Source organism: Chromobacterium subtsugae, assembly GCF_035919665.1.
Taxonomy (GTDB): domain Bacteria; phylum Pseudomonadota; class Gammaproteobacteria; order Burkholderiales; family Chromobacteriaceae; genus Chromobacterium; species Chromobacterium subtsugae.
The window spans coordinates 3,506,564-3,528,173 of sequence record NZ_CP142381.1; the positions used below are offsets into that span (position 1 = coordinate 3,506,564).

The following is a 21,610-nucleotide window of genomic DNA, read 5'->3' on the forward strand; positions in this document are numbered from 1 at the left end:
CCATGAACTTTACCGATATCTTCATCCGACGGCCGGTGCTGGCCACCACGGTGAGCCTGCTCATCGTGGTGCTGGGCCTGCGCTCGTTGTTCGGCCTGCCGGTCAACCAGTATCCGCGCACGCAAAACGCGGTGGTGACCATCTCCACCGCCTATTACGGCGCCGACGCCAAGACCGTGGCCGGCTTCATCACCCAGCCGCTGGAATCCGCCATCGCCCAGGCGCAGGGCATAGACTACCTGTCGTCCACCAGCACCAGCGGCGTGTCCACCATCACCGCCACGCTGCGGCTGAACTACGACGCCAACCGCGCGCTGACCGAGATCAACACCCAGGTCAACTCGGTGAAGAACCAGCTGCCGGCCCAGGCGCAGCAGCCGGTGCTGACGGTGCAGACCGGCCAGACCACCGACGCGATGTACATGGGCTTCTACAGCGACACGCTGCCGACCAACAACGTCACCGACTACCTGGTGCGGGTGGTCAAGCCCAAGCTGGACTCGGTGCCGGGGGTGCAGACGGCGGAAATCCTGGGCGCGCGCCAGTTCGCGCTGCGCGCCTGGCTGGATTCGGCCAAGATGGCGGCGCACGGCGTCACCGCGGCCGACGTCAGCGCCGCGCTGGCCAACAACAACACGCTGACCGCGCTGGGCGCCAGCAAGGGCCAGATGGTGACCATCCCGCTGACCGCCGCCACCGACCTGCATTCGGTCGACGAATTCAAGCAGCTGGCGGTCAAGCGCAACGGCGACGCCATCGTGCGGCTGGAGGACGTGGCCACCGTGACGCTGGGTTCGGAAAACTATGATTTCAACGTCGCGTTCAGCGGCGTGCGCTCGGTGTTCATCGGCATCAAGGTGGCGCCGGAGGCCAACATCCTGGATGTGGCCGAACGCGTGCGCACGGTGTTCCCGTCCATCCAGCAGCAGCTGCCCACCGGCCTGACCGGCCAGATCGTCTACGACTCCACCGACTTCATCAACACCTCCATCCACGAGGTGGTGAAGACGCTGCTGGAGGCGCTGGTGATCGTGACCGTGGTGATCTTCCTGTTCCTCGGCAGCTTCCGCGCGGTGGTGGTGCCGGTGATCGCGATGCCGCTGTCGCTGATCGGCACCTTCTTCATCATGCTGATGCTGGGCTACTCGATCAACCTGCTGACGCTGCTGGCGCTGGTGCTGGCCATCGGCCTGGTGGTGGACGACGCCATCATCGTGGTGGAAAACGTCGACCGCCACATGCGCGAGGGCAAGACGCCGCTCGAAGCCGCCATCATCGCCGCGCGCGAGCTGGGCGGCCCGATTCTGGCGATGACGGTGGTGCTGGTGGCGGTGTACGTGCCGATCGGCTTCCAGGGCGGCCTGACCGGCGCGCTGTTCACCGAATTCGCCTTCACGCTGGCCGCCTCGGTCACCGTGTCCGGCGTGGTGGCGCTGACGCTGTCGCCGATGATGTGTTCGCGCTTCTTCAAGTCGGACATGGACAACAGCCCCTTCGTCCACGCCATCGACCGCACCTTCGAACGCGTGCGCCACCGCTACCAGCGCATCCTGCGCAGCCTGCTGCAGACCTGGCCGGTGCTGATCGTGATGGGCGTGATCCTGATCGCGCTCTTGGGCCTGATGTTCAAGATGTCGAAGTCGGAGCTGGCGCCGGAAGAGGACCAGGGCATCGTGCTGTCGCAGGTGGTGGGCGCGCCCACCGCCACCGCCGACCAGATGCAGGCCTACGCCGACCAAGTGTTCCAGGTGGGCAAGAGCATGCCGGAATACAAGCAGATGTTCCAGATCACCGGCGTGCCCACCACCAACGCCGGCATCGGCGGCGTGCTGTTCAAGGAATGGGACCAGCGCAAGCGCAGCGCGCATGAAATCCAGCTGGACCTGCAGGCGCGCTGGAACAAGATCGCCGGCGCGCGCGTGGCGGCCTTCCAGTTCCCCGCCCTGCCCGGCGCGTCCGGCCTGCCGGTGCAGTTCGTCATCACCACCACCGAGCCGTTCGAGAACCTGAACCAGGTGGCGCAGCAGGTGATGGACAAGGCGCGCGCCTCCGGCAAGTTCTACTTCGTCGACGCCGACCTGAAAATCGACAAGCCGCAGGCGACGGTGGTAGTGGACCGCGACAAGATCACCGCGCTGGGCCTGACCCAACAGGACGTCGGCAACTCGCTGTCTGCGGCGCTGGGCGGCGGCTACGTCAACTACTTCTCGATCGACGGCCGCTCCTACAAGGTGATTCCGCAGGTGCTGCAAACCGACCGGCTGAATCCATCCCAGCTGCTGGATTACTACATCAAGACGCCGAACAGCGGCGTGATCCCGGTGGGCACCGTGGCCAAGCTGAAATACGACGTGGTGCCGGAGTCGATCACTCGCTTCCAGCAGCTCAATTCGGTGACCATCTCCGGCGTGGCCGGCGTGTCGCAGGGCGAAGTGCTGCAGTTCATGCGCGATACCGTGCAGCAGGTCGCGCCCAGCGGTTACACCGTCGACTACTCCGGCCAGTCGCGCCAGTTCATGCAGGAGTCCGGCGGCTTCCTGGTGACGATGATGTTCGCGGTGATCATCGTGTTCCTGGCGCTGGCGGCGCTGTTCGAAAGCTTCCGCGACCCGGTGGTGATCCTGGTGTCGGTGCCGCTGGCGCTGTTCGGCGCGATGATCTTCATCTTCCTCGGTTTCTCCTCGCTCAACATCTACACCGAGGTGGGGCTGGTGACGCTGATGGGCCTGATCAGCAAGCACGGCATCCTGATCGTGGAAGTGGCCAACGAGCTGCGCAAGACCGGCTTGTCCAAGCAGGACGCCATCGAGCAGGCTGCCGCCATCCGGCTGCGCCCGATCCTGATGACCACCGCCGCGATGGTGTTCGGCGTGATTCCGCTGGTGATCGCCTCCGGTGCCGGCGCCGCCGGCCGCTACGCGATGGGCCTGGTGATCTTCACCGGCCTGTCCATCGGCACGCTGTTCACGCTGTTCGTGGTGCCGGCGATGTATATGTTCCTGGCCTCCAAACGCGAAACCGCCGTGGAAACCGCCGGCGACGCCGCGCTGGAAAACCAGCCGCGCTAAGCCAGCCGCGCCATTCGCGCCGGGCGGCTCCTTTGGGAGCCGCCCGTTTTCATTTGCGCCGCCACCGGGCTAGGCCAGACAGAATTCGCGCACCAACGCCACCAGTTCATCCGGCCGCTCCAGAAAAGCGGCGTGGCCGCTGTCGATTTCGACGCAGCGGCTGCCCGGGATCAGCTGATGCAGCCCACGCGTCTGGTAAGGCGGCACCAGGTAATCCTGGCGGCACGCCACCACCAGCGTCGGCGCCGCGATCGTCCGCGCCGCTTGGCGGATATCGATGCGCAGGCCCAGTTCGACACGGCGCGCCGTGTCGGGCGGCATGGGCTGGCGCAGCAAGGCGTCGATGCTGTCGCCGCCAAACCGGGTCAGCGCGGCCGGGCTGACCGCGAGCGCGAAGGCATAGCGGTTGCAAAGCTCGGCGTCCGCCGCCAGAAGCCGCCGCCAGCCTTCAAACACCATCTGGTGGCGGGCATCGCCGCTGTCCGCCCAGCCGGCCACCAGGATCAGGCGCCGCACCCGGTCCGGGTGCCGCGCCGCGACGGCGGCCGCCACCACCGCGCCCAGCGAATCGCCCAACAGATCGACCGGCTCGTCCGCAGCATGGCGGATCACCGCCGCGACCTGCTCTACCAAAATGTCCAACGTCAGTTCGCCGTCCGGCAGAGTGGAGCCGCCGCAACCGCCGTAATTGGGCATGACCACCTGGCAGTGGTCGGCGAAACGTTCCGCCACTTGGCCGAAATTGCCCTGCGCATCGACGCTGGTGCCGTGCAACAGAACCAAAGGCCGGCCAACGCCGCTGCAGGTATAATTGACCGAAGCGCCGGCCGCCTGAATGGTGATGCTCATGCGAAATCCCCTTGCCATAACCAAGCTGGCCGGCGCGGAGAAGGCGCGCAGCAGCCAACATGCCATTACCACACGCACCGGCCGCCAAATTATTCCAAATGACTCAATCATTGCGCCATGCTCCGCCAAAATCGCATTCCCGGACGGGGCAGTCATGACGCTGGCCCGCGCTGCTGCATCGCCCGGCCGGCGGCGCAGCCCGAAATCTGCCGCAGGCGCGGCAAGCAAAGCGAAAAAATGAAACAGACCATGGAAGCGCGCCGCGTCAGCGGCCTGATTCTGGCCGGCGGCCAGGGCATGCGGATGGGCGGGCAGGACAAGGGCTGGCTGGAACTGGTCGGCGCGCCGCTGGTCGAGCTGACGCTGGCGCGGCTGCGGCCGCAATTGGCAAACGGAGAGTTGCTGATCAGCGCCAACCGCAACCTGGAACGCTATGCCGCGCTGGCCCGCGCGCTGCCGGACGCGCCGGAGTTCGCCGGCTGCGGGCCGTTGGCCGGCCTGGAAGCCGGCTTGGCGGCTTGCGCGGCCCCCTGGCTGGTGGCGGTTCCCTGCGACCTGCCTTTCCTGCCCGCCGACCTGGCCTCGCGGCTGCTGGCGCCGCTGCTGCGCGGAGAGGCCAGTCTGAGCGCGGCCAGCTGCGCCGGCCGGCAGCACCCGGCCTGCATGGCTTTGTCGGTGGAGCTGCTGGAGGATCTGCGCGCCTATCTGCGCGCCGGCGGCCGCAAGGTCAGGGAATGGCAGGCCCGCGTCGGCGCGCTGCAGATAGATTTCGACGACGCGCCCGAGGCCTTTCGCAATCTCAATACCCCGGACGATCTGGCCGCGGCGGAAGCCTACGCCAGCCAGTGGCGCCAGTCGTAATAGGCGACCCTGTCGCCATCGGCCAGTTGCCGGTCCGCCGGCAGCCTGGCCAAGCCCGACGATCCCGGCAGCGCGCTGATGATGCCGGCGGCCTGGCGGCCATGCGGATGCAGCCGCGCGTCGCTTTCCAGCCGCACCCGTAGGAAGTCCTCTCGGCCGCAGTCCTTGCGCTGCGCGCCGCTGGCCAGGGGCAATTGGCCCACCGGCGGGAAGCATTCGCCGCGCCCCTGCATCCGCCGCATCAACGGCGTCACCAGCAAGGCGAACACCACGTAGGCCGAAACCGGGTTGCCGGGCAGGCACACCACCGGCGTCGCGCCCAGCCGGGCCAGCGCCACCGGCTTGCCGGGCTTCATCCTAACCTTCCATAAATCCAGCTCCGCCCCCAATCCGGCCAGCACCGGCTTGACCAGGTCGCGCTCGCCCACCGACACCCCGCCGACGCTCAGCACCAGGTCGCATTCGCGCGCCAGCTCGGCGAAGGCCTGGCGCAGCTCGTCCTCGACGTCGCGGGCATGCCGCCGCGCCGCCACCCGCGCGCCCATGCCGGCCGCCAGCGCCGCCAGCATCGCGCCGTTGCTGTTGTAGATCTGCTGCGGCGCGCGCGCCTCCCCCGGCGCGACCAGCTCGTCGCCGGAAGTCAGGATGCCCACCTTCAGGCGCGGGAACACCGGGACTTCGGCCATCCCTTGCGACGCCAGCAAGGCGATATGGCCGGGCCCCAGCACGCAGCCGGCCTCCAGCAGGATCGCGCCCGCCGCCACATCCTCGCCGCGGCGGCGGATATGCTGGCCCGGCAGCGGCGGGCGGCTGATCGTCACCATGCCGTCGGCCTCTTCCGCGTCCTCCTGCATCGCCACCGCGTCGGCGCCGTCCGGCAGCAGGCTGCCGGTGAACAAGCGGATAGCCTGGCCGGGCAGCAAGGCCTCTGGCGCCTGGCCGGCATAGCAACGCTGCTGCACCGGCAGCGCCACGCCCGGCGCGGCGTCGGCGCAACGCACGGCGTAGCCGTCCATCGCGCTGTTGTCGGCCGGCGGCATGTCCAGCGCGGCCGTCAGCGCCCGCGCCAGCACCCGGCCCGCCGCTTCGTCCAATCGCACGGTTTCGGTCCCCGTCAACGGCGGCGCGTAATCGGCCAGGTAGCGCTGGGCGTCCTCGAATGCCAGCATCAGCTCTCCTCCTGGGCGCGGAAGGCGCTGGCGAAATTGCAGGGCCGGTGGCGGCTGTCCAGCTGCTCGCGCAGTATTTTGTCCCAGGCCAGCTCGCACGCCCGCTCCGCCCCCGGCAGGCAGAAGATCAGCGTGCGGTTGGCGAAACCGGCCAGCGCGCGCGACTGCAGCGCCGAACTGCCGACCTGCGCCAGCGAGAAATGGCGGTACAGCTCGCCGAAGCCGTCTATCTCCTTGTCCAGCAGCGGCAGCACCGCCTCCGGCGCCGAGTTGCGCGGCGAGAAGCCGGTGCCGCCGCTGGTGAGGATCACCTGCACCTCGTCCTCGGCTATCCATTCGCTGAGCACGCGGCGGATCTGGTAGATATTGTCGGCGACGATGCCGCGCCGGGCGCAGACATGGCCGTCCTGGCTCAGTTTTTCCGCCAGCAGGTCGCCGGCGCCGTCGTTGTCCAGGGTGCGGCGGTCGCTGATGGTCAGCACCGCGCAGCGCAGCGAAACCGCTTGTTCGTCATGCATTTCGATGACCTTTCTGTAAGTGCCTCCGGACCTCAGCCCGCGGTGTATTCGACAAAGCCGTTCTTGCGGCAGAAGCTGGCCAGCGACATTCCGGCCTGGCGCGCGATGTCCACCGCCAGCGAGGTGGGCGCGGAAATGGTGGCCAACAGCGGAATGCCCATCCTGGCCGCCTTGCGCGCCAACTCGTAGCTGGCGCGGCTGGACATGAACACGAAGCCCTCATCCAGCGCCGCGCCCTGCAGCGCCAGATGGCCGATCAGCTTGTCCATCGCATTATGGCGGCCCACATCCTCGAACGCCCGCAGCACCGCGCCGTCCGGCCCGCACCAGGCCGCCGCGTGCACGCCGCCGGTGGCGCGCATCAGCCGCTGATGCTCGGGCAACTCGCGCGCGGCGCGGGCGATGATGTCGGCGCGGGCGATTATCCGCCGCGCCGCGGCGATCGGCGTCGGCGCCAGGTCGAGCAAGGCCAGGCTCTCGATGCCGCAGACGCCGCAGCCGCTGCGGCCTTCCAGCGAGCGCCGCCTCTCCTTCAAACCCAAAAAAGCCGGCTGGGCGATCTCCAGCCTCACCTCGGCGCCGCTGGCGAAAAACTCGGCCTCGACGTCGAAGATCTCGCCGCGCCGCGCCACGATGCCCTCGGTCAGCGCGAAGCCCACCGCCAGCGCCTCCAGGTCGCATGGCGTGGCCATCATCACCGCGTGGGAAATGCCGTTGAACACCAGCGCCACCGGCGTTTCCTCCGCCACCCGGTCCGCGTCGGCGCGCTGCCCGCCGTCTTCCTGATGGCGCGTCACCGCGCATTGAATGAAACCGTCGCCCTCGCCCATTGGCTGCTCCCGCATATCGCCCTCTCCCGCCATCCCGCCACCGGCGCGCGCCGGCATTTCCGCCGCGCCGCAATCCGCCTACACTACACCGCCTGCCACCTCCGACCGACGAACCATGACCCAGCCCTCGTCCGATCAGCTCGACCCCGCCATCGCCGCCCTGCTGGCGCAGCTATGGCGCGCCGCCCAATCCGGCGCGCCGGCCTGGTCGCTGCCGCGGCTGTGCAAACAGTCCGGCCTGCGCATGAGCACGCTGCGGCGCAGCCTGACCTTGCTCGCCGAACTGGAGCTGGCCGCCATCGAGCTGTACGCCGACGGCCGCGGCCGCGCCTGGCTCAGCGACGAAGGCTGACATTATCCCCCCCTGCCGAACGGGGCGCCAGCCGCCGCGCCGGAAACTCCCACCAAAGCGGCCGCATGCTTTATCCTTGCATCCCGACGCGGGGCGCCGCCCCGCCCTTAACCCACCCGCCGCAGGAGCCTGTTTCAGCATGGACCATTCCAAGACCAAGGGACGAATCGAACCCTACGCGCCGCCGGCCGGCGGCCTCGGTTCGCTGAAAAGCACCACCGTCGCCCTGGTCAAGGAAAAGGTGCCGGGCAGCCGCTACAAGACGCTGTTCCATCAGAACCAGCCCGACGGCTTCGACTGCCCGGGCTGCGCCTGGCCCGACCGCGAACACACCTCCACCTTCGAATTCTGCGAAAACGGCGTCAAGGCGGTGGCGGCGGAAGCCACCGGCAAGAGGATAGGCGCCGACTTCTTCGCCCGCCACACGGTGACGGCGCTGCTGCAGCAATCGGACTACGAACTGGAGCAGCATGGCCGGCTGACCGAACCACTGGCCTACGACGCCGCCAGCGACCGCTACCTGCCCATCTCCTGGGACGACGCCTTCGCGCTGACGGCGCGCCACCTGCGGGCGCTGCCGGACCCCAACCAGGCCTCGTTCTACACCTCCGGCCGCACCAGCAACGAAACCGCCTACCTGTTCCAGCTGTTCGTGCGCATGTTCGGCACCAATAATTTTCCGGACTGCTCCAACCTGTGCCATGAATCCACCAGCCGCGCCTTGCCGGCCACGGTGGGTGTGGGCAAGGCCACGGTGATCCTCGACGATTTCGAGCACGCCGACACCATCCTGGTATTCGGCCAGAACCCGGCCACCAACCATCCTCGCATGCTGAACGAGCTGCGCGAATGCGCGAAGCGCGGCGCGGCCATCGTCTCCATCAACCCGCTGAAAGAACGCGGCCTGGAGCGCTTCGCCAGCCCGCAGCATCCGCTGGACATGGTGGGCGGCGGCGTCGCCATCAGCTCGATGTTCATCCGCCCGACCCTGGGCGGCGACTTCGCGCTGATCAAGGGCGTGGCCAAGCGGGTGCTGGAGCTGGACGACGAGGCCGTGGCCGCCGGCGGCGAGCGGGTGCTGGATGCCGGCTTCCTCGCCGAGCATTGCAGCGGCTTCGACGCCTTCGCCGCCGACTTGCGCGCCGAAAGCTGGCCGGCGCTGGCGGCCGATTCCGGCGTGCCCTGGAGCGACATCGACGCGCTGGCCCGGCTGTACGCGCGCGGCAAGGCGGTGATCGCCACTTGGGGCATGGGGCTGACCCAGCACAAGAATTCGGTGGCGGCGATACAGATGCTGTCCAACCTGATGATGATGCGCGGCAATATCGGCAAGCGCGGCGCCGGCCTATGCCCGGTGCGCGGCCACTCCAACGTGCAGGGCGACCGCACCGTCGGCATCGAGGACAAGCCAACCCCGGCCTTCCTCGACCGGCTGCGCGACGTCTACGGCTTTGAGCCGCCGCGCCATCACGGCCTGGACGCCGTCGACACCATCGCCGCGATGCGCGACGGACGGGTGAAGGTATTCGTCGGCCTGGGCGGCAATTTCGCGATGGCCACGCCGGACACCCCGCTCACCTTCGCCGCGCTGCGCAACTGCGCGCTGACGGTGCAGATCTCCACCAAGCTCAACCGCAGCCACCTGATCCACGGCAAGGACGCGCTGATCCTGCCGACGCTGGGCCGCACCGAGATAGACCTGCAGAAAAGCGGCCCGCAGGGCGTGACGGTGGAGGACTCGATGTGCATGGTGCATCTGTCCTACGGCATCAACCCGCCGGCCTCGCGCGAACTGCGCTCCGAAACCGCCATCGTCGCCGGCATCGCGCAGGCGACGCTGGGCGGCGGCAAAGTGGACTGGCTGAGCTTCGTCGACGACTACGCCAAAATCCGCGACGAGATCGCCAAGGTGCTGGACGCCTTCCGCGACTTCAACGCCCGCGTGGCGAAGCCGGGCGGCTTCCACCTCACGCCCGCCTCGCGCGAGCGGCGCTGGCTGACCCCGGCCGGCAAGGCGCAGTTCATCGTCCACGCGCTGGAGCGCGACACCCCCATCCAGCGCGCCCGCGCCCGCCACGGCGACCAACTGATGGTGCTGATGACCGCGCGTTCGCACGACCAGTACAACACCACCATCTACGCGATGGACGACCGCTACCGCGGCGTCTACGGCCAGCGCCGGGTGCTGTTCATCCACCGCGACGACCTGGCGCGGCTGGGTTTTTCCGCCGGCGAGCGGGTGGACCTGTTCACAGTCTGGGACGACGACGTGGAGCGCCGCGCCGACGGTTTCCTGCTGGTGGAATACGATATTCCGCGCGGCTGCCTGGGCGCCTACTTCCCGGAAACCAATCCGCTGATCCCGCTAGACAGCGTGGCCGACGTCTCCAACACCCCCACCTCCAAATCGGTGCCGGTGCTCCTGCGCCGCGCCGCCGGCTGAGCGCCCGCGCGACCGGCCCTCAGCCGGCCGCCACCAGGCCGCGGACGATCGCTATCGCGTCGCCGAACTGCAGGCGCTGCACGCAGGCGGCCGCCTGGCGCACCCGCGCCTCGCTGTCGCCCAGCTCCAACGCCAGCAATTCTTCGATCAGGTCTATCACCGCCAGATTGTGGTCTTCCAGCAGCGCCAGCACATCCCGCAGCCGGTCCCGCTCCAGCGCGAGCGCGCCGGACGCCGGCGCGCTCCGCGCTTCGGCCGGCAGCGACGCCGCCAGCTGGCCGGCGCTGCTGTCGGCCAGCCGCTCCAGTTCGCGCAGCCGGTCGGCCAGCGCCGTTGCCGCCAGCCGCCCCGGATTGCCGGCCTTCACCAGCCGCGACAGCTCCTGCGCCTGCCGATTCAGCGCCGTCGCTCCCATGGTCGCCGCCACGCCCTTGAGCGCATGCAGGCTGACCAGCAAGCCGGGCCAGGCGCCTTTGTCCACCTGCCGCTCCATATCAGCCAGCAGCCTTTCGCACTCCGGACGGAAAGTCGCCAGCGCCGCGCGGTATACCTTGAGCTTGTTGCCGAAGCGGCGCAGCCGCGAAGGCAGCGCCTCTATCGCCGGCCCATCGTCGCTCCCGCCGTCTTCGCCTTCCCCGCCGGTCGTCTGCGTATTACGCGCCTGCCAGCCGGCCAGCGCCTGCAGCTTGGCCACCAGTTCGTCTATGTCTATCGGCTTGCCGACATGGTCGTCCATGCCGGCGGCCAGGCATTCGTCGCGGTCGGCCCGGGAGGCGTTGGCCGTCATCGCCAGTATCGGCAGCGCCTGGCAGCGCGGATCGGCGCGCAGGCGGCGCGTCGCCTCCAGGCCGTCGATATCGGGCATCTGCACGTCCATGATCACCACGTCGTAAAGCGGATCGGCGGCGCTGGCCAGCGCCACCCCCTGCAGGCCTCCCTCCGCCAGCGCGACCTCGGCGCCTTCGTCGCGCAGCAATTCCATCGCGACCTGCCGATTCAAGGCGTTGTCCTCCACCAGCAGCAGGCGCAACCCGGCCAGCCGCCTCGGCGCGGCCGGCGGCATCGCCTCGCACAAATCGTTATCCGCGCCCGCCACCGCGCGGCGAATGGCGTCCACTAACTGCTGCGGCGTCACCGGCTTGGTCAGCACGTCGCAGAACGGCGCCTGCGGCTGCTGGGCGATGCCCGCCAGCACCTCGCGGCCGAAGGCGGTGACCATCACGATCACCGGCGAATGGTTGGGCGCGGCCTGCTGCCGCATGCGCCTGGCCGTTTCCACGCCGTCCAGCCCCGGCATGCGCCAGTCCATCAACACCACGTCGTAGCGCCAGCCGCCGGCGATGGCCGCGCGCGCCAACGCTATCGCCTCTTCGCCGCCATTGGCGTAATCGGCATGCCAGCCCACCAAGGACAAGGTGTCGAGCAGGATCTCCCCGGCCAGCGCATTGTCGTCCACCACCAGCACCCGCAGGCCATCCCCCGGCCAACTGGCCGCCAGCGCCGCGCCCCCGCTCAAGCCGAAGGCCAGCTCGAACCAGAAGCGGCTGCCCTCGCCGGGCCGGCTCTCCACCTGCAGGCGGCCGCCCATCAGCTCGATCAGCCCCTTGCTGATCACCAAGCCCAGCCCGGTGCCGCCGAACCGTCGGGAGGTGGAGGCTTCCGCCTGGGAGAAGCCTTCGAAAATGCGGTTCAATTGCTCGGCGCTGATGCCGATGCCGCTGTCCAGAATCTCGAACCGCAGCACGACGTCGCGCTCGCCGCGCCGCGTCGCCGACAGGCTGACCACCACCTGTCCCGCCACGGTGAACTTCAGCGCGTTGCCGGCCAGGTTGATCAGGATCTGCTGCAGGCGCAGCCGGTCGCCATACAGCATGGAAGGCAGGGTCGGATCCATCCGGAACAGCACTTCCACATTGCGGTCGCCGTGATTGCCCGACAGCACCACCGCCAGATCGCGCATCAGGCTTTCCAGGTCGAAGGGGTGCGGGTCCAGCTGCAGCTTGCCGGCGTCGATCTTGGAGAAATCGAGGATGTCGTTGAGCAGGCCCAGCAAAGAGCGGGCCGCCGCCTGGGTTTTTTCGACGTAGTCGCGCTGGCGCCCGTCCAGCCCCGTGCGCTGCAGCAGCTGCAGCAGACCCAGCACCGCGTTCATCGGCGTGCGGATCTCATGGCTCATATTGGCCAGGAACTGGCCTTTGGCGATGCTGGCCTGCTCCGCCTGCCGCTTGGCCTCCAGCAAGGTGGCTTCGTAGGCCTGGCGCTCGGTGACGTCCTCGCAAATGCCGGTGAAGCGCAGCGCGCGCCCGTCGCCGTCGCGCTCGATCCGCGCGCCGGCCTGCAACTGGCGCACCTCGCCGTTAGGACGCACCACGCGGAAGGCGGCGTCATAGGCCCCGCCTTCCGCCGCCGCCGCCATCATGCCTGCCTCCATCCGCCGCGCGTCGTCGGGATGGAGCCGCTCCAGCCAGCTCCGGTACTCCAGTTCCTGCCGCGCCGGCTCCGGTTGCGGCGCCAGGCCGTGGATTTCGAACATCCTGTGGTTCCAGTTGAGCATGCCGTCCGCCGGCACCCAGCTCCACACGCCCAGCTGCGCGACATCCGCCGCCATTTGCAGCTGGTCGCGCGCCACTGTCAGTTCCTGCTGCTGCTGCAGCTGGGCGGTAATGTCGACGGCGATGCCCAGATAGCCGTTGATCCGCCCCTCGTCGTCGCGCATGGTGGTCACCACCAGCGATATCTTCAGTTGCGAGCCATCCTTGCGCAGATAGGTCCATTGGCTATGATCAGCGCCCAGGATTTCCGATTCATGGACGAAAATGCGGAAGCCTTCGATAGGCTGGCCGTAACGCTCGCTCAACTCCCGTCCGCGGGCGGCGATCTCCTCCGCCGGATGGAAGCGTCCCGGCGTGCTGACGCCGACCAGCTCCTCCGCGCGATAGCCCAGCATGCGCTCGGCGCCGCGGTTGAACAGGGTGATGACGCCGTCGACGTCGGTGGCGATGATGGAAATCTCCGACGCCGCGCCCAGCACATCGCTCAGCAGGCGATTGACCCGGCCCAGCTCGGCGTCGGCGCGCCGCCGCTCGGTAGTGTCTATGCTCAGCGCCACGCAGCGGCCCAGGCTGCCGTCGGCGCCCAGCTGCGGCGCGATCACGGTGTCCAGCCAGCGCAGGCCGCCGTCGCTGGCGCGGTTGCACATTTCGCCGCGCCAGGCCTCGCCGCGGCGCAGCGCGCCCGATAACGCCGACCAGAACGCCGGCGTCTGCCCGCCGCCGTCCAGCCATTGCAGATCCCGGCCCAGCAGCGCCTCGCGCGCGTAGCCGTGGCTGCAGCAGAACAGATCGTTGACCTCCAGCAGCCGGCCGTCGGCATCGGTCACCGAGTACAGGAGCTGGCGGTTGATGGTGCTCAGCAGCAAGTCCACCTCCTGGCGCGCGCGCGCCTGGCGGTCGCGGCTTTCCACCAGTTCGGACACGTCGTGCACCACCGCGTAGAAACCTTGCACTTCGCCGTCGACGATATCCGGCAGATAGTGGGTCAGCGCGTCGCGCACCCGGCCGTCCGGCCCGGGAATCCGCCGCTCGAAGGTTTGCGGTTCGCCGCGCAGCGCCGCCTCGATGTAAGGCTGGTTGGCGCGGTAAAGCTCCGCGCCCAGCAACTCGCGCAATGACAGGCCCGGCAGGCTGTCGGCGGCCACCCCGAACCAATCCAGGTAAGCCCGGTTCGCCACCCGGTTGATCTGGCCGCGGTCCCAATAGCCGATCAGCGACGGCACCGCGTCCACCACCGTCCGCAGGGTATGCCTGGCCTTGCCCAGCTCGGCGCCGCGTTCGGCCACCAGCTCCTCCAGGTGGCTGTTCAGGCTGTGCAGCTGCGCCTCCACCTGCTTTTGCCGGCTGATGTCCCGCACCGCGGTGGACGCTCCGGCCACCTCGCCGGCGGCGTCGCGCACCGGAGAGATGGAAACCGACACGTCCACCAGGCTGCCGTCCTTGCGCCGCCAGCGGGTTGCGAAATGCTCGACCGGCTCGCCCCTGCCGACCCGCGCCAGGATGTCCTCCACCTGGGACTGCCGCTCCTGAGGCACCACCAGCCCCGCCAGCGGCCGGCCTATGGCTTCCGCGGCGGAAAAACCCAGCATCCGCTCCGCGCTGCGGTTCCAGTCGGTGATCACGCCCGCCAGCGTCTTGCCGATGATGGCGTCTGCCGAGTTCTCGACGATGGTGGCCAGCCGCGCCTGGGTGGCCGCCAGCTGCATCCGCCGCTGGTGGCTGCGCTGCCAGATGAAAGCCAACAGCGCGCCGAGCAGGCTCAGAAACGCGCCGGCCAGGCCGGCCGCCGCCGGCCGCGGCTGCTGCAGCCGGGCGGCGAAGCCAGGATATGCGCGCAGCGTCAGCTGCCAGCGCCGCCCCAGCACCAACTGGTATTCGGAATAGCTCGCCAGCGCTTGCCCGGCCGGCGTCGAACTGGCGTACACCGCAATCGGCCGGGCCGGGTCGGTGACATCGTTCAGCTCCACCCGCACGCCGCCTTGCTCCTGCTCCAGCCCTCCCATCACGGTTTTCATGTGCAGGGGAACGCTCACCCAGCCGTAGCCTTGCTCCATTCTGGCGGCGCCGGTGGCGGGCACCACGCCGCCGCGATAGACCGCAAGCAGAACCACAAAAGCCGGATCCTGGGCCAGCGAACGCTGCACCAGCTTGATCGGCGCAGTCATCGTCATCTGGCCGCTGCGCAGCGCCTGCTCCGCGGCGGCGCGGCGATTGGGCTCCGAGGCGATGTCCAGACCGACCGCGCGCAGATTGCCCAGCTCCGGCTGGATGTAGGCCACGACATCGCGCTCGCCCTGATGCGGCTGCAACTGCCAGATGCGGAAATCGGACATGCCCTCGCGCCGCATCCGGCGCTCGAACGCCGCGCTTTGCCGCAGAGGCACTCTGAGGATGTAACCGAAGCCCTGCGCCCCCGGGAATTCGGTGGCGATGTCGCGCCCCTCGCTGTAATCGCGGAAACGTTCGCGGCTGAGGCCGCGCTCGCCCGCCGCCATGGCCACCCCGCGCATCGCCTTCAGGCCGAACTGATAGCGCAGCACGCGGGACGCCACCTGCCTGGCCATCCGCTGCGTCGCGTTCCGCACCGCCAGTTGGACATCGGCGTCGTTCTGGCGCGCCAATTGCCAGGCTGTCAGGGCGCTCAATCCCAGCCCTGCCAGCAAGGCCAGCAAGGACCAGCCCAATGCGAAAGAAGAACGGCCATGGCTAGCCTGAGCGCCCGATTCCCCGTCCACCCTATCCTCCCGTGTGCAAACCGCCGCCGTCCGCGCCTCAGGCCTGGCTGCCGGCCAGGCGGGCGCCATTGCCCAACTGGCGATCCATCTCTTCCGCCGGCACCGGCCTGCCGTACAGAAAGCCCTGCATCACGCGGCACCCCAGCGCGAGCAGCGCCCGCTCCTGCTCGGCCGACTCCACGCCTTCGGCCACCAGTTGCAGATCCAGGCCCCGGGCCATGCTGACGATGGCGGAGATGATGGCGAGATTGCTCTTGTCCCCTATCATGTCGCGGACGAAGCTCTGGTCTATCTTCAGCACGTCGATGGGAAACTGCCTGAGATAGGCCAGATTGGAATAACCGGTGCCGAAATCGTCGACGGCGATGGCGACGCCCAAGCGCTTCAGCTCGGCCAGCACGCTCATGGTTTGGGCGATATTGGCCGCCAGCACCCCTTCGGTGATTTCCAGCTCCAGCAGTTGGGGAGCGATGCCGGTTTCGGCCAGCACCGCGCGCACCGTATCGCTGAAGCAGCCGTCGGCGATCTGCGCGGCCGAGACATTGACGGCGATGCGCAAGGGCAAGCCGGCGTCGTGCCAACGCTTGCCGTCCAGGCAGGCCTGGCGCAGGATGAAGCGGCCCAGCGGCAAAATCAGCCCGGTTTCCTCGGCCAGCGGGATGAAATGTCCGGGAGAAATGATTTCGCCGCTCTCATCGCGCCAGCGCATCAACGCCTCCACCCCGACGATCCGCCCCTCCGTCACATCCACTTTGGCCTGGTAGTAAGCGCGAAACCCTCCCGACTCCGCGCCCATGCGGATATGGCGCTCCAGCGCCTGCCGCGACAGCAGCGCCTCCTCGATCTCGGCCGAGAAAAAACGGTAGCGGTTGCGCCCGTCCTCCTTGGCCTGGTACATCGCGGCGTCGGCGTGGCGGTACAGTTCTTCCTGGTCGCGGCTATCGTCCGGGTACAGACTGACGCCTATGCTGACCGACAGGTCAAATCGTTCCTCGTCCAGCAGGCAAGGTTCGGACACCGCCTTCTGCAAGCGGGCGGCGACGGCGCCCAGTTGTTCGATGCTGACCGGATCCGGCATCAGGATGATGAACTCGTCGCCGCCCTGCCGGCTGATGGTGTCGCCGGGCCGCACTATCGCCTGCAGGCGCTTGGCGACCAGCTGCAGCAAGCGGTCGCCGACCGAATGCCCGACCGAGTCGTTGATCACCTTGAAATGGTCGAGATCGAGAATGAACAGCCCCAGCCGCTCGCCGCTGCTTTCGGCCTGGCGCAGCGCCTGCTGGGTACGGTCCTGCAGCAGCATGCGGTTGGGCAGATTGGTCAGCGCGTCATGCTGCGCCAGATGCATCATCTTGACCGCCAGCGCGCGCGCTTCGCCGACATTGTGGAACACGATGATGGCGCCGGTCAGCTCGCCCGCATGGTCGAGGATGGGCGCGGCGGAATCCTCCACCTCCAACAGCCGGCCATCGCGGCGCAGCAGCGCCCGGTCCAGCGTCATGCCGACGGCGCGGCGTTCGGCCAGCACCAGCCGCACCGGGTTGTCGACGCCACGGCCGGCATCGCTGGCCTGCAGCGGCATCACGCTTTCGATCGGCTGGCCCAGCGCCTCTTTCGCCAGCCAGCCGGTCATCTCCTCCGCGATCGGGTTCAAAAACGTGACCCGGCCGGCGGCGTCGGTGGCGATCACCGCGTCGCCTATCGAATTGAGCGTGATGCGGATGCGCTCCTTTTCATCCCGCAGCGCCAGCTCCGCGCGCTTGCGCTCGGTGACGTCGGCGATCAGCATCAGGCAGCCGGGCCTGCCGCCCTCCTGCGGCCGGTGCGCCAGCGCCACCTGGCCATGCAGCGTGCCGCCGTCCGGCTTGGCCAGGCTCAGGTCGAAAGTCGCCGCGTCGCCGTTCAGCGCCGCCCGCAGCCGCAGCTCCATCGCCAGGAAGTTGGCCTCCCCCAGCACCGCCCGCGCCGGCAGACCGCGCATGTCGGCGGCGGCGATGCCGAACCAGGCGCCGCTCTCGTCGTTGGCGAACTCGTTGCACAGATCGGCGTTCCAGTAGGCGACGAAGGCCGGCAACCGCCGCAGCACCTCGGCCAGATCCCGCTGCGCGGCCCCCAGTTGGCGGGTTCGCAAACGCAGCGCCAGCTGGGTCTGCACCCGCGCGCGCGCCACCGGCACGTTCAGCGGCTTGTGCAGGAAATCGACGCCGCCGATGTTCAGCGCCTGCAGCTCGTGGCCGTCTTCGTCATGCGAGGTGACGAAAATCACCGGGATGTCGCTCAGCCGCGGCGTGGCCTTGATCTCCCGGCATACCGCGTAGCCATCCATGCCGGGCATTTCGATATCGAGCAGGATCACGTCCGGAACCGCCCGCTGCGCCATTTCCAAGGCCTCGCGGCCGCTGGTGGCGAAGCGCACCTCGCCCAGATCCCGCACCGCCTCGCGGATGACATGGATATTGCTCGCCATATCGTCGACGATCAGTATCCGCGCCCTCTCATGCCTTAGATCGTTGAACATCCGGCTTCCTTATGGCGCGGCTGCGCCGATGCGGCGACGGCCTGGGCGCGGCTGCGCCCGGCTCATGAGTTAGGCATAGCCTTCGGCCGCCCCGGCCACAAGCCGGCAGGATACGGATGGGATCAAGATTCCAGCGAAATAATGGTAAGCACGTAGCGCTGCGCGCATGTTTATGTTGCAGCGCAACAACTTCAGTGCGCGCTGTCCGCTCCCGCCGCCGGCGCGCTTGGCGCCGGACGCCGGATGAGCAGCAACAGCGGCAGCACCGCCAGCGACAGCCACATCATCACGGTGAAGTCGTCGATATAGGCCACCATCTCCGCCTGCCTGGTCACCTCCAGGTTGAGCAAGGCGCGGCCGGCGTCGGTGAACGGGCTGAGCGCCGCCGGCAACTCCCGCAGCAGCGGGCTGCCCAGCGCCACATGCTCGCCCAGCACCGCATGCGCTCGCGCGGCGTCCTCGGTCAGCATGGTCTGCACCAGCGAGATGCCGACGCTGCTGCCCACATTGCGCAGCAGGCTGTAGATCGGCGTGCCCTCGTTGCGCAGCTGCGGCTCCAGCGTGGCGAAGGTCACCATGCTCAAGGGCACGAAGGTGAAGCCCAGCCCGGCGCCCTGGATGAAGCCTGACAACACGATGATGCCGCTGCCCATGTTCGGCGCGATGCCGGCCATCTGGTACAGCGACAGCGCCGTCAGCAGAAAGCCGCCGGCCATGATCAGCCGCGGGTCGGCCTTGTGCACCAGCCGCCCCACCAGCATCATCGCCAGCATGGTACCCACCCCGCGCGGCGCCATCACCTCGCCGGTGAACACCACCGGGTAGTCCAGCAGGCTTTGCAGCAGGCTGGGCAGCAGCGCCATGGTGGCGTAAAGGATCATCCCCACCACGAAAATGAACAGGCTGCCGGTGACGAAATTGCGGTCGCGCAGCAGGCCGCGGCTAAGGAAGGACTGCCCTTCCGGCGCGGACCAGGTGTGGATGATGAAATAGACGAAGGCCGCCGCGCAGACGATGGCCTCCAGACAGATTTCGGCGGAGCTGAACCAGTCCAGCTGCTCGCCGCGGTCCAGAAACAGCTGCAGCGCGCCGATGGCCACGCACAGCGTGGCCAAGCCGAAACGGTCCAGCTTGTCGTTGCCGGCGCGGCTCTCCGGCAGATAGCGGGCGATGCCGTAAAAGGCCAGCACGCCCACCGGAAGGTTGATGTAGAACACCCAGCGCCAGCTGGCGTTGTCGGTCAGCCAGCCGCCCAAGAGCGGCCCGAGGATGGGGCCCACCATGATGCCGGCGCCCCAGATCGCCATCGCCTGCCCCACTTTTTCCTTGCTGTTGATGTCGAGCAGCACCGCCTGCGACAAGGGCACCAGCGCCGCGCCGAACACCCCCTGCAGCAAGCGCGCGGCGACGATCTGCCACAGCGAATCGGCCAGGCCGCACAAGGCCGAGGCGACGGTGAAGCCGGCCACCGACGCCAGCAGCACCCGGCGCCGGCCGAAGCGCGCGCACAGCCAGCCGGTCAGCAAGGTGGCGATGGCGGCGGCGACGATGTAGGAAGTCAGCACCCAGCTGATCTGGTCCTGCGAGCTTTGCAGGCTGCCCTGCATGTGCGGCAGCGCCACATTGGCGATGGTGGTGTCCAGCGCCTGCATGATGGTGGCCAGCATGATGGCCACGGTGATCATGCCGCGGTGCGGCGCGCCGACGGCGGCGTTCATCGGGACAGCAGGCTCGCCAGATTGCCGTGCACCTTGCCCAGCAGCGCGCGCAGCTGCGCGTCCTCCTCCGGACTCAGGCCTTGCTGCGCCTGTTGCTGCAGCTCGTCGCCCAGCGCCATCGCCGATTTCAACGCCGCGAAGGCCGGCTCCAGCAGTTCGATTTCATTGACCCGGCGGTCGGTCGCGCTGGGCACCCGCCGCAGCCAGCCGGCGGCCTGCATCCGGTCGCACAGCGTCGCCACGCCCATCGGCGTCAGGTCCAGCTTGTCTGCCAGTTCGGCCTGCGACAAGGGCTTTTCGCCCTCGTGCGCCGCCAGCGCGCCCAGCAAGCGGCACTGCGCCAGCGACAAGCCGAGCTGCTGCCGCGCCCTTTGGTCGAAAACCCGGCCGTACAACCGCCCGGTGTCGCTGACCAGAAAGCCGAAGCGTTCCGCGATGCGTATCTTCATGATGTCATATCGTATAGTGGTTTATTATTTGCACAATACCATAGCCGCGGCAGGAGTCCAGCAGCGCCGGCCGCGGCCATGAAAAAGGCCCGGACGCGGACGTCCGGGCCTTGCGCCTTCTCGCGGCGGCGCTCACAGTTCCCAATATTCCTTTTCCCGGCCCTGCGAGCCCGGATTCAGCTGCTCGCGCAGGCGGCGCAGCTTTTCCGGCTCGCCGCGTACGCGGAAGCGGCTGCCCTCGTCCTCGGCATGCTCTTCCAGCACCTGGCAGTGGCTGTAGATCTCGCCGCGCAGCTGCTGCGCCGACCACGGCAACAGCAGTTCGTCCTCCACCAGGTCTTGCTGGAAGAAGGAGACGATGGCCGCATGCAGGCCGGCCACATCGTCCGGGCGCAGCGCGCTCATCACCACGCAGCCCGGGTAGCGCTGCCGCAGTTCGGCGGTCCAGGCGGCCTGCGCCGCGGCGTCGCCGACGTGGTCTATCTTGTTGAACACGCGGATGCGCGGCACCTCGTCGGCGCCGATCTCCTTCAGCACCACGTCGGTCACTTCCAGCTGGCGCTCGAAGCCGGGGTCGCTGGCGTCGATCGCATGCAGCAGCAGCGAGGCGTCCAGCGCCTCCTCCAGCGTGGACTTGAACGAGGCCACCAGGCCGTGGGGCAGGTTTTTGATGAAGCCGACAGTGTCGCTGACCAAGACGCGCGGCACGCTTTCCGGGTACAGCACCCGCACCGTGGTGTCCAGGGTGGCGAACAGCTTGTTGGCCACCAGCACCTCGCTGCCGGTCAGCGCCCGCATCAGCGTGGACTTGCCGGCGTTGGTGTAGCCGACCAGCGACACCCCGCCCAGCCCCTGGCCCTGACGCTCCAGCCGGCGCGCGCGCTGGGTCTTGCGCTCCAGCTCCATCGCGGTGATTTCGCGCTGCAGCTCGGCGATGCGGTCGCGCACCTTGCGGCGGTCCAGCTCGGTGTGCGATTCGCCGGAACCGCGGCCGCCCATGCCGCTGCGCTGCCGGCCTTGCGGGCCGGCCAGCTTGGCCGCCTCGCGCAGGCGCGGCGCCATATAGCCGAGACGGGCGATTTCCACCTGGGCCCGCGCCGCGCGCGAGCGGGCGTTGCGGTGGAAAATCTCCAGAATGACCATGGTGCGGTCCATCACCTCGCAGCCGACGGCCAGCTCCAGGTTGCGCATCTGCGACGGCGAGATTTCATGGTCCACCAGCAACGCGTCTATCTCGACGGCGCTGGCGTCCATCTGCTGCGGCTCGTCTTCCAGCTCGTCGGCGCGGATGCCGCGTTTGACGAACATGCTGATTTCTTCCAGCTTGCCCACGCCCATATAGGCGGTGCGGTCGAAGCTGTTGCGCTTTTGCACAAAGGTCTGCACCACCTGGAAACCCAGGGTCTTGGCCAATTCGCTCAATTCGGTGAGCGAGGCCTCGAACTCGACATCGCTGACTTCCGGCAGCTGCACCGAGGCCACAATGGCGTAGCGGGGCTTCTCTTTGACTTCTGTTTGCATCTACGGATGGCTTTATTTTGGATGAAG

14 protein-coding genes are annotated in these 21,610 nt (G+C 68.3%); 5 read left to right on the forward strand and 9 right to left on the reverse strand.

Going from position 1 to position 21,610, the window contains the following annotated elements:
* Positions 1-2: 2 nt before the first annotated feature.
* On the forward strand, positions 3-3,068 hold the full coding sequence (locus U6115_RS16775; RefSeq protein ID WP_043573965.1) for an efflux RND transporter permease subunit: 3,066 nt from the start codon (positions 3-5) through the stop codon (positions 3,066-3,068).
* A 69-nt stretch (positions 3,069-3,137) separates the two neighbouring features.
* On the opposite strand, the gene U6115_RS16780 is transcribed toward U6115_RS16775, so the two are convergent.
* Positions 3,138-3,917: an alpha/beta fold hydrolase gene (locus tag U6115_RS16780; RefSeq protein WP_052257994.1), complete on the reverse strand. Its 780-nt coding sequence runs from the start codon at positions 3,915-3,917 to the stop codon at positions 3,138-3,140.
* Here U6115_RS16780 and U6115_RS16785 point away from each other — a divergent pair.
* Positions 3,916-4,158 carry a hypothetical protein gene (locus U6115_RS16785; RefSeq protein WP_146008461.1) on the forward strand — a complete coding sequence of 81 codons (243 nt, stop codon included), beginning with the start codon at positions 3,916-3,918 and terminating at the stop codon, positions 4,156-4,158. The genes U6115_RS16780 and U6115_RS16785 overlap by 2 nt on opposite strands.
* Entirely contained in the window at positions 4,155-4,778 is a 624-nt protein-coding gene (gene mobA / locus U6115_RS16790; protein ID WP_197465996.1) for a molybdenum cofactor guanylyltransferase MobA, read from the forward strand. The genes U6115_RS16785 and mobA overlap by 4 nt, the downstream gene beginning before the upstream one ends.
* On the opposite strand, the gene U6115_RS16795 is transcribed toward mobA, so the two are convergent.
* The 3 genes from U6115_RS16795 to fdhD are packed head-to-tail and all read right to left on the reverse strand — an operon-like array spanning position 4,751 to position 7,310.
* Complete coding sequence (locus U6115_RS16795) at positions 4,751-5,947, reverse strand: molybdopterin molybdotransferase MoeA (RefSeq protein ID WP_043573968.1); 1,197 nt, start codon at positions 5,945-5,947, stop codon at positions 4,751-4,753. The genes mobA and U6115_RS16795 overlap by 28 nt on opposite strands.
* Positions 5,947-6,465 (reverse strand): molybdenum cofactor biosynthesis protein B, encoded by a 519-nt coding sequence (gene moaB / locus U6115_RS16800; RefSeq protein WP_043573972.1) that lies wholly within the window; start codon positions 6,463-6,465, stop codon positions 5,947-5,949. Before moaB ends, U6115_RS16795 begins: the two co-directional genes overlap by 1 nt.
* 32 nt (positions 6,466-6,497) lie before the next feature.
* The gene (fdhD, locus tag U6115_RS16805) at positions 6,498-7,310 is read right to left on the reverse strand and encodes a formate dehydrogenase accessory sulfurtransferase FdhD (protein WP_047244475.1); all 813 of its coding nucleotides are present in this window, start codon (positions 7,308-7,310) and stop codon (positions 6,498-6,500) included.
* Positions 7,311-7,410: 100 nt separating this feature from the next.
* On the opposite strand from fdhD, the gene U6115_RS16810 reads away from it, so the two are divergent.
* Together U6115_RS16810 and U6115_RS16815 are read left to right on the forward strand one after the other, a co-directional pair.
* Positions 7,411-7,647: a hypothetical protein gene (locus tag U6115_RS16810; RefSeq protein ID WP_043573976.1), complete on the forward strand. Its 237-nt coding sequence runs from the start codon at positions 7,411-7,413 to the stop codon at positions 7,645-7,647.
* Positions 7,648-7,786: 139 nt separating this feature from the next.
* Entirely contained in the window at positions 7,787-10,090 is a 2,304-nt protein-coding gene (locus U6115_RS16815) for an FdhF/YdeP family oxidoreductase (RefSeq protein ID WP_043573978.1), read from the forward strand.
* A 19-nt stretch (positions 10,091-10,109) separates the two neighbouring features.
* Here U6115_RS16815 and U6115_RS16820 read toward each other — a convergent pair whose 3' ends face one another.
* The 5 genes from U6115_RS16820 to hflX all read right to left on the reverse strand — a co-directional run bounded on the left by U6115_RS16820 (position 10,110) and on the right by hflX (position 21,583).
* Positions 10,110-15,287: a PAS domain S-box protein gene (locus U6115_RS16820; protein ID WP_193603937.1), complete on the reverse strand. Its 5,178-nt coding sequence runs from the start codon at positions 15,285-15,287 to the stop codon at positions 10,110-10,112.
* 127 nt (positions 15,288-15,414) lie between these two features.
* On the reverse strand, positions 15,415-17,895 hold the full coding sequence (locus U6115_RS16825) for a GGDEF/EAL domain-containing response regulator (protein WP_043573982.1): 2,481 nt from the start codon (positions 17,893-17,895) through the stop codon (positions 15,415-15,417).
* Positions 17,896-18,086: 191 nt separating this feature from the next.
* Entirely contained in the window at positions 18,087-19,613 is a 1,527-nt protein-coding gene (locus tag U6115_RS16830; protein ID WP_043573984.1) for a DHA2 family efflux MFS transporter permease subunit, read from the reverse strand.
* Positions 19,610-20,062 (reverse strand): MarR family winged helix-turn-helix transcriptional regulator, encoded by a 453-nt coding sequence (locus U6115_RS16835; RefSeq protein WP_043573988.1) that lies wholly within the window; start codon positions 20,060-20,062, stop codon positions 19,610-19,612. The genes U6115_RS16830 and U6115_RS16835 overlap by 4 nt, the downstream gene beginning before the upstream one ends.
* Before the next feature lie 132 nt (positions 20,063-20,194).
* A complete protein-coding gene (gene hflX / locus U6115_RS16840) occupies positions 20,195-21,583 on the reverse strand; it encodes a GTPase HflX (RefSeq protein ID WP_043573992.1) in 1,389 nt (462 codons plus the stop codon).
* Positions 21,584-21,610: the final 27 nt, after the last annotated feature.

Bases quoted from the DNA above. Each gene is read 5' to 3' on its own strand.
- U6115_RS16835 (WP_043573988.1), bottom strand. From the start codon at position 20,062: ATGAAGATACGCATCGCGGAACGCTTCGGCTTTCTGGTCAGCGACACC.
- hflX (WP_043573992.1), bottom strand. From the start codon at position 21,583: ATGCAAACAGAAGTCAAAGAGAAGCCCCGCTACGCCATTGTGGCCTCG.
- U6115_RS16830 (WP_043573984.1), bottom strand. From the start codon at position 19,613: ATGAACGCCGCCGTCGGCGCGCCGCACCGCGGCATGATCACCGTGGCC.
- U6115_RS16795 (WP_043573968.1), bottom strand. From the start codon at position 5,947: ATGCTGGCATTCGAGGACGCCCAGCGCTACCTGGCCGATTACGCGCCG.
- U6115_RS16785 (WP_146008461.1), top strand. From the start codon at position 3,916: ATGCGAAATCCCCTTGCCATAACCAAGCTGGCCGGCGCGGAGAAGGCG.
- U6115_RS16815 (WP_043573978.1), top strand. From the start codon at position 7,787: ATGGACCATTCCAAGACCAAGGGACGAATCGAACCCTACGCGCCGCCG.
- U6115_RS16810 (WP_043573976.1), top strand. From the start codon at position 7,411: ATGACCCAGCCCTCGTCCGATCAGCTCGACCCCGCCATCGCCGCCCTG.
- mobA (WP_197465996.1), top strand. From the start codon at position 4,155: ATGAAACAGACCATGGAAGCGCGCCGCGTCAGCGGCCTGATTCTGGCC.
- U6115_RS16775 (WP_043573965.1), top strand. From the start codon at position 3: ATGAACTTTACCGATATCTTCATCCGACGGCCGGTGCTGGCCACCACG.
- fdhD (WP_047244475.1), bottom strand. From the start codon at position 7,310: ATGCGGGAGCAGCCAATGGGCGAGGGCGACGGTTTCATTCAATGCGCG.
- U6115_RS16780 (WP_052257994.1), bottom strand. From the start codon at position 3,917: ATGAGCATCACCATTCAGGCGGCCGGCGCTTCGGTCAATTATACCTGC.
- U6115_RS16825 (WP_043573982.1), bottom strand. From the start codon at position 17,895: ATGTTCAACGATCTAAGGCATGAGAGGGCGCGGATACTGATCGTCGAC.
- moaB (WP_043573972.1), bottom strand. From the start codon at position 6,465: ATGCATGACGAACAAGCGGTTTCGCTGCGCTGCGCGGTGCTGACCATC.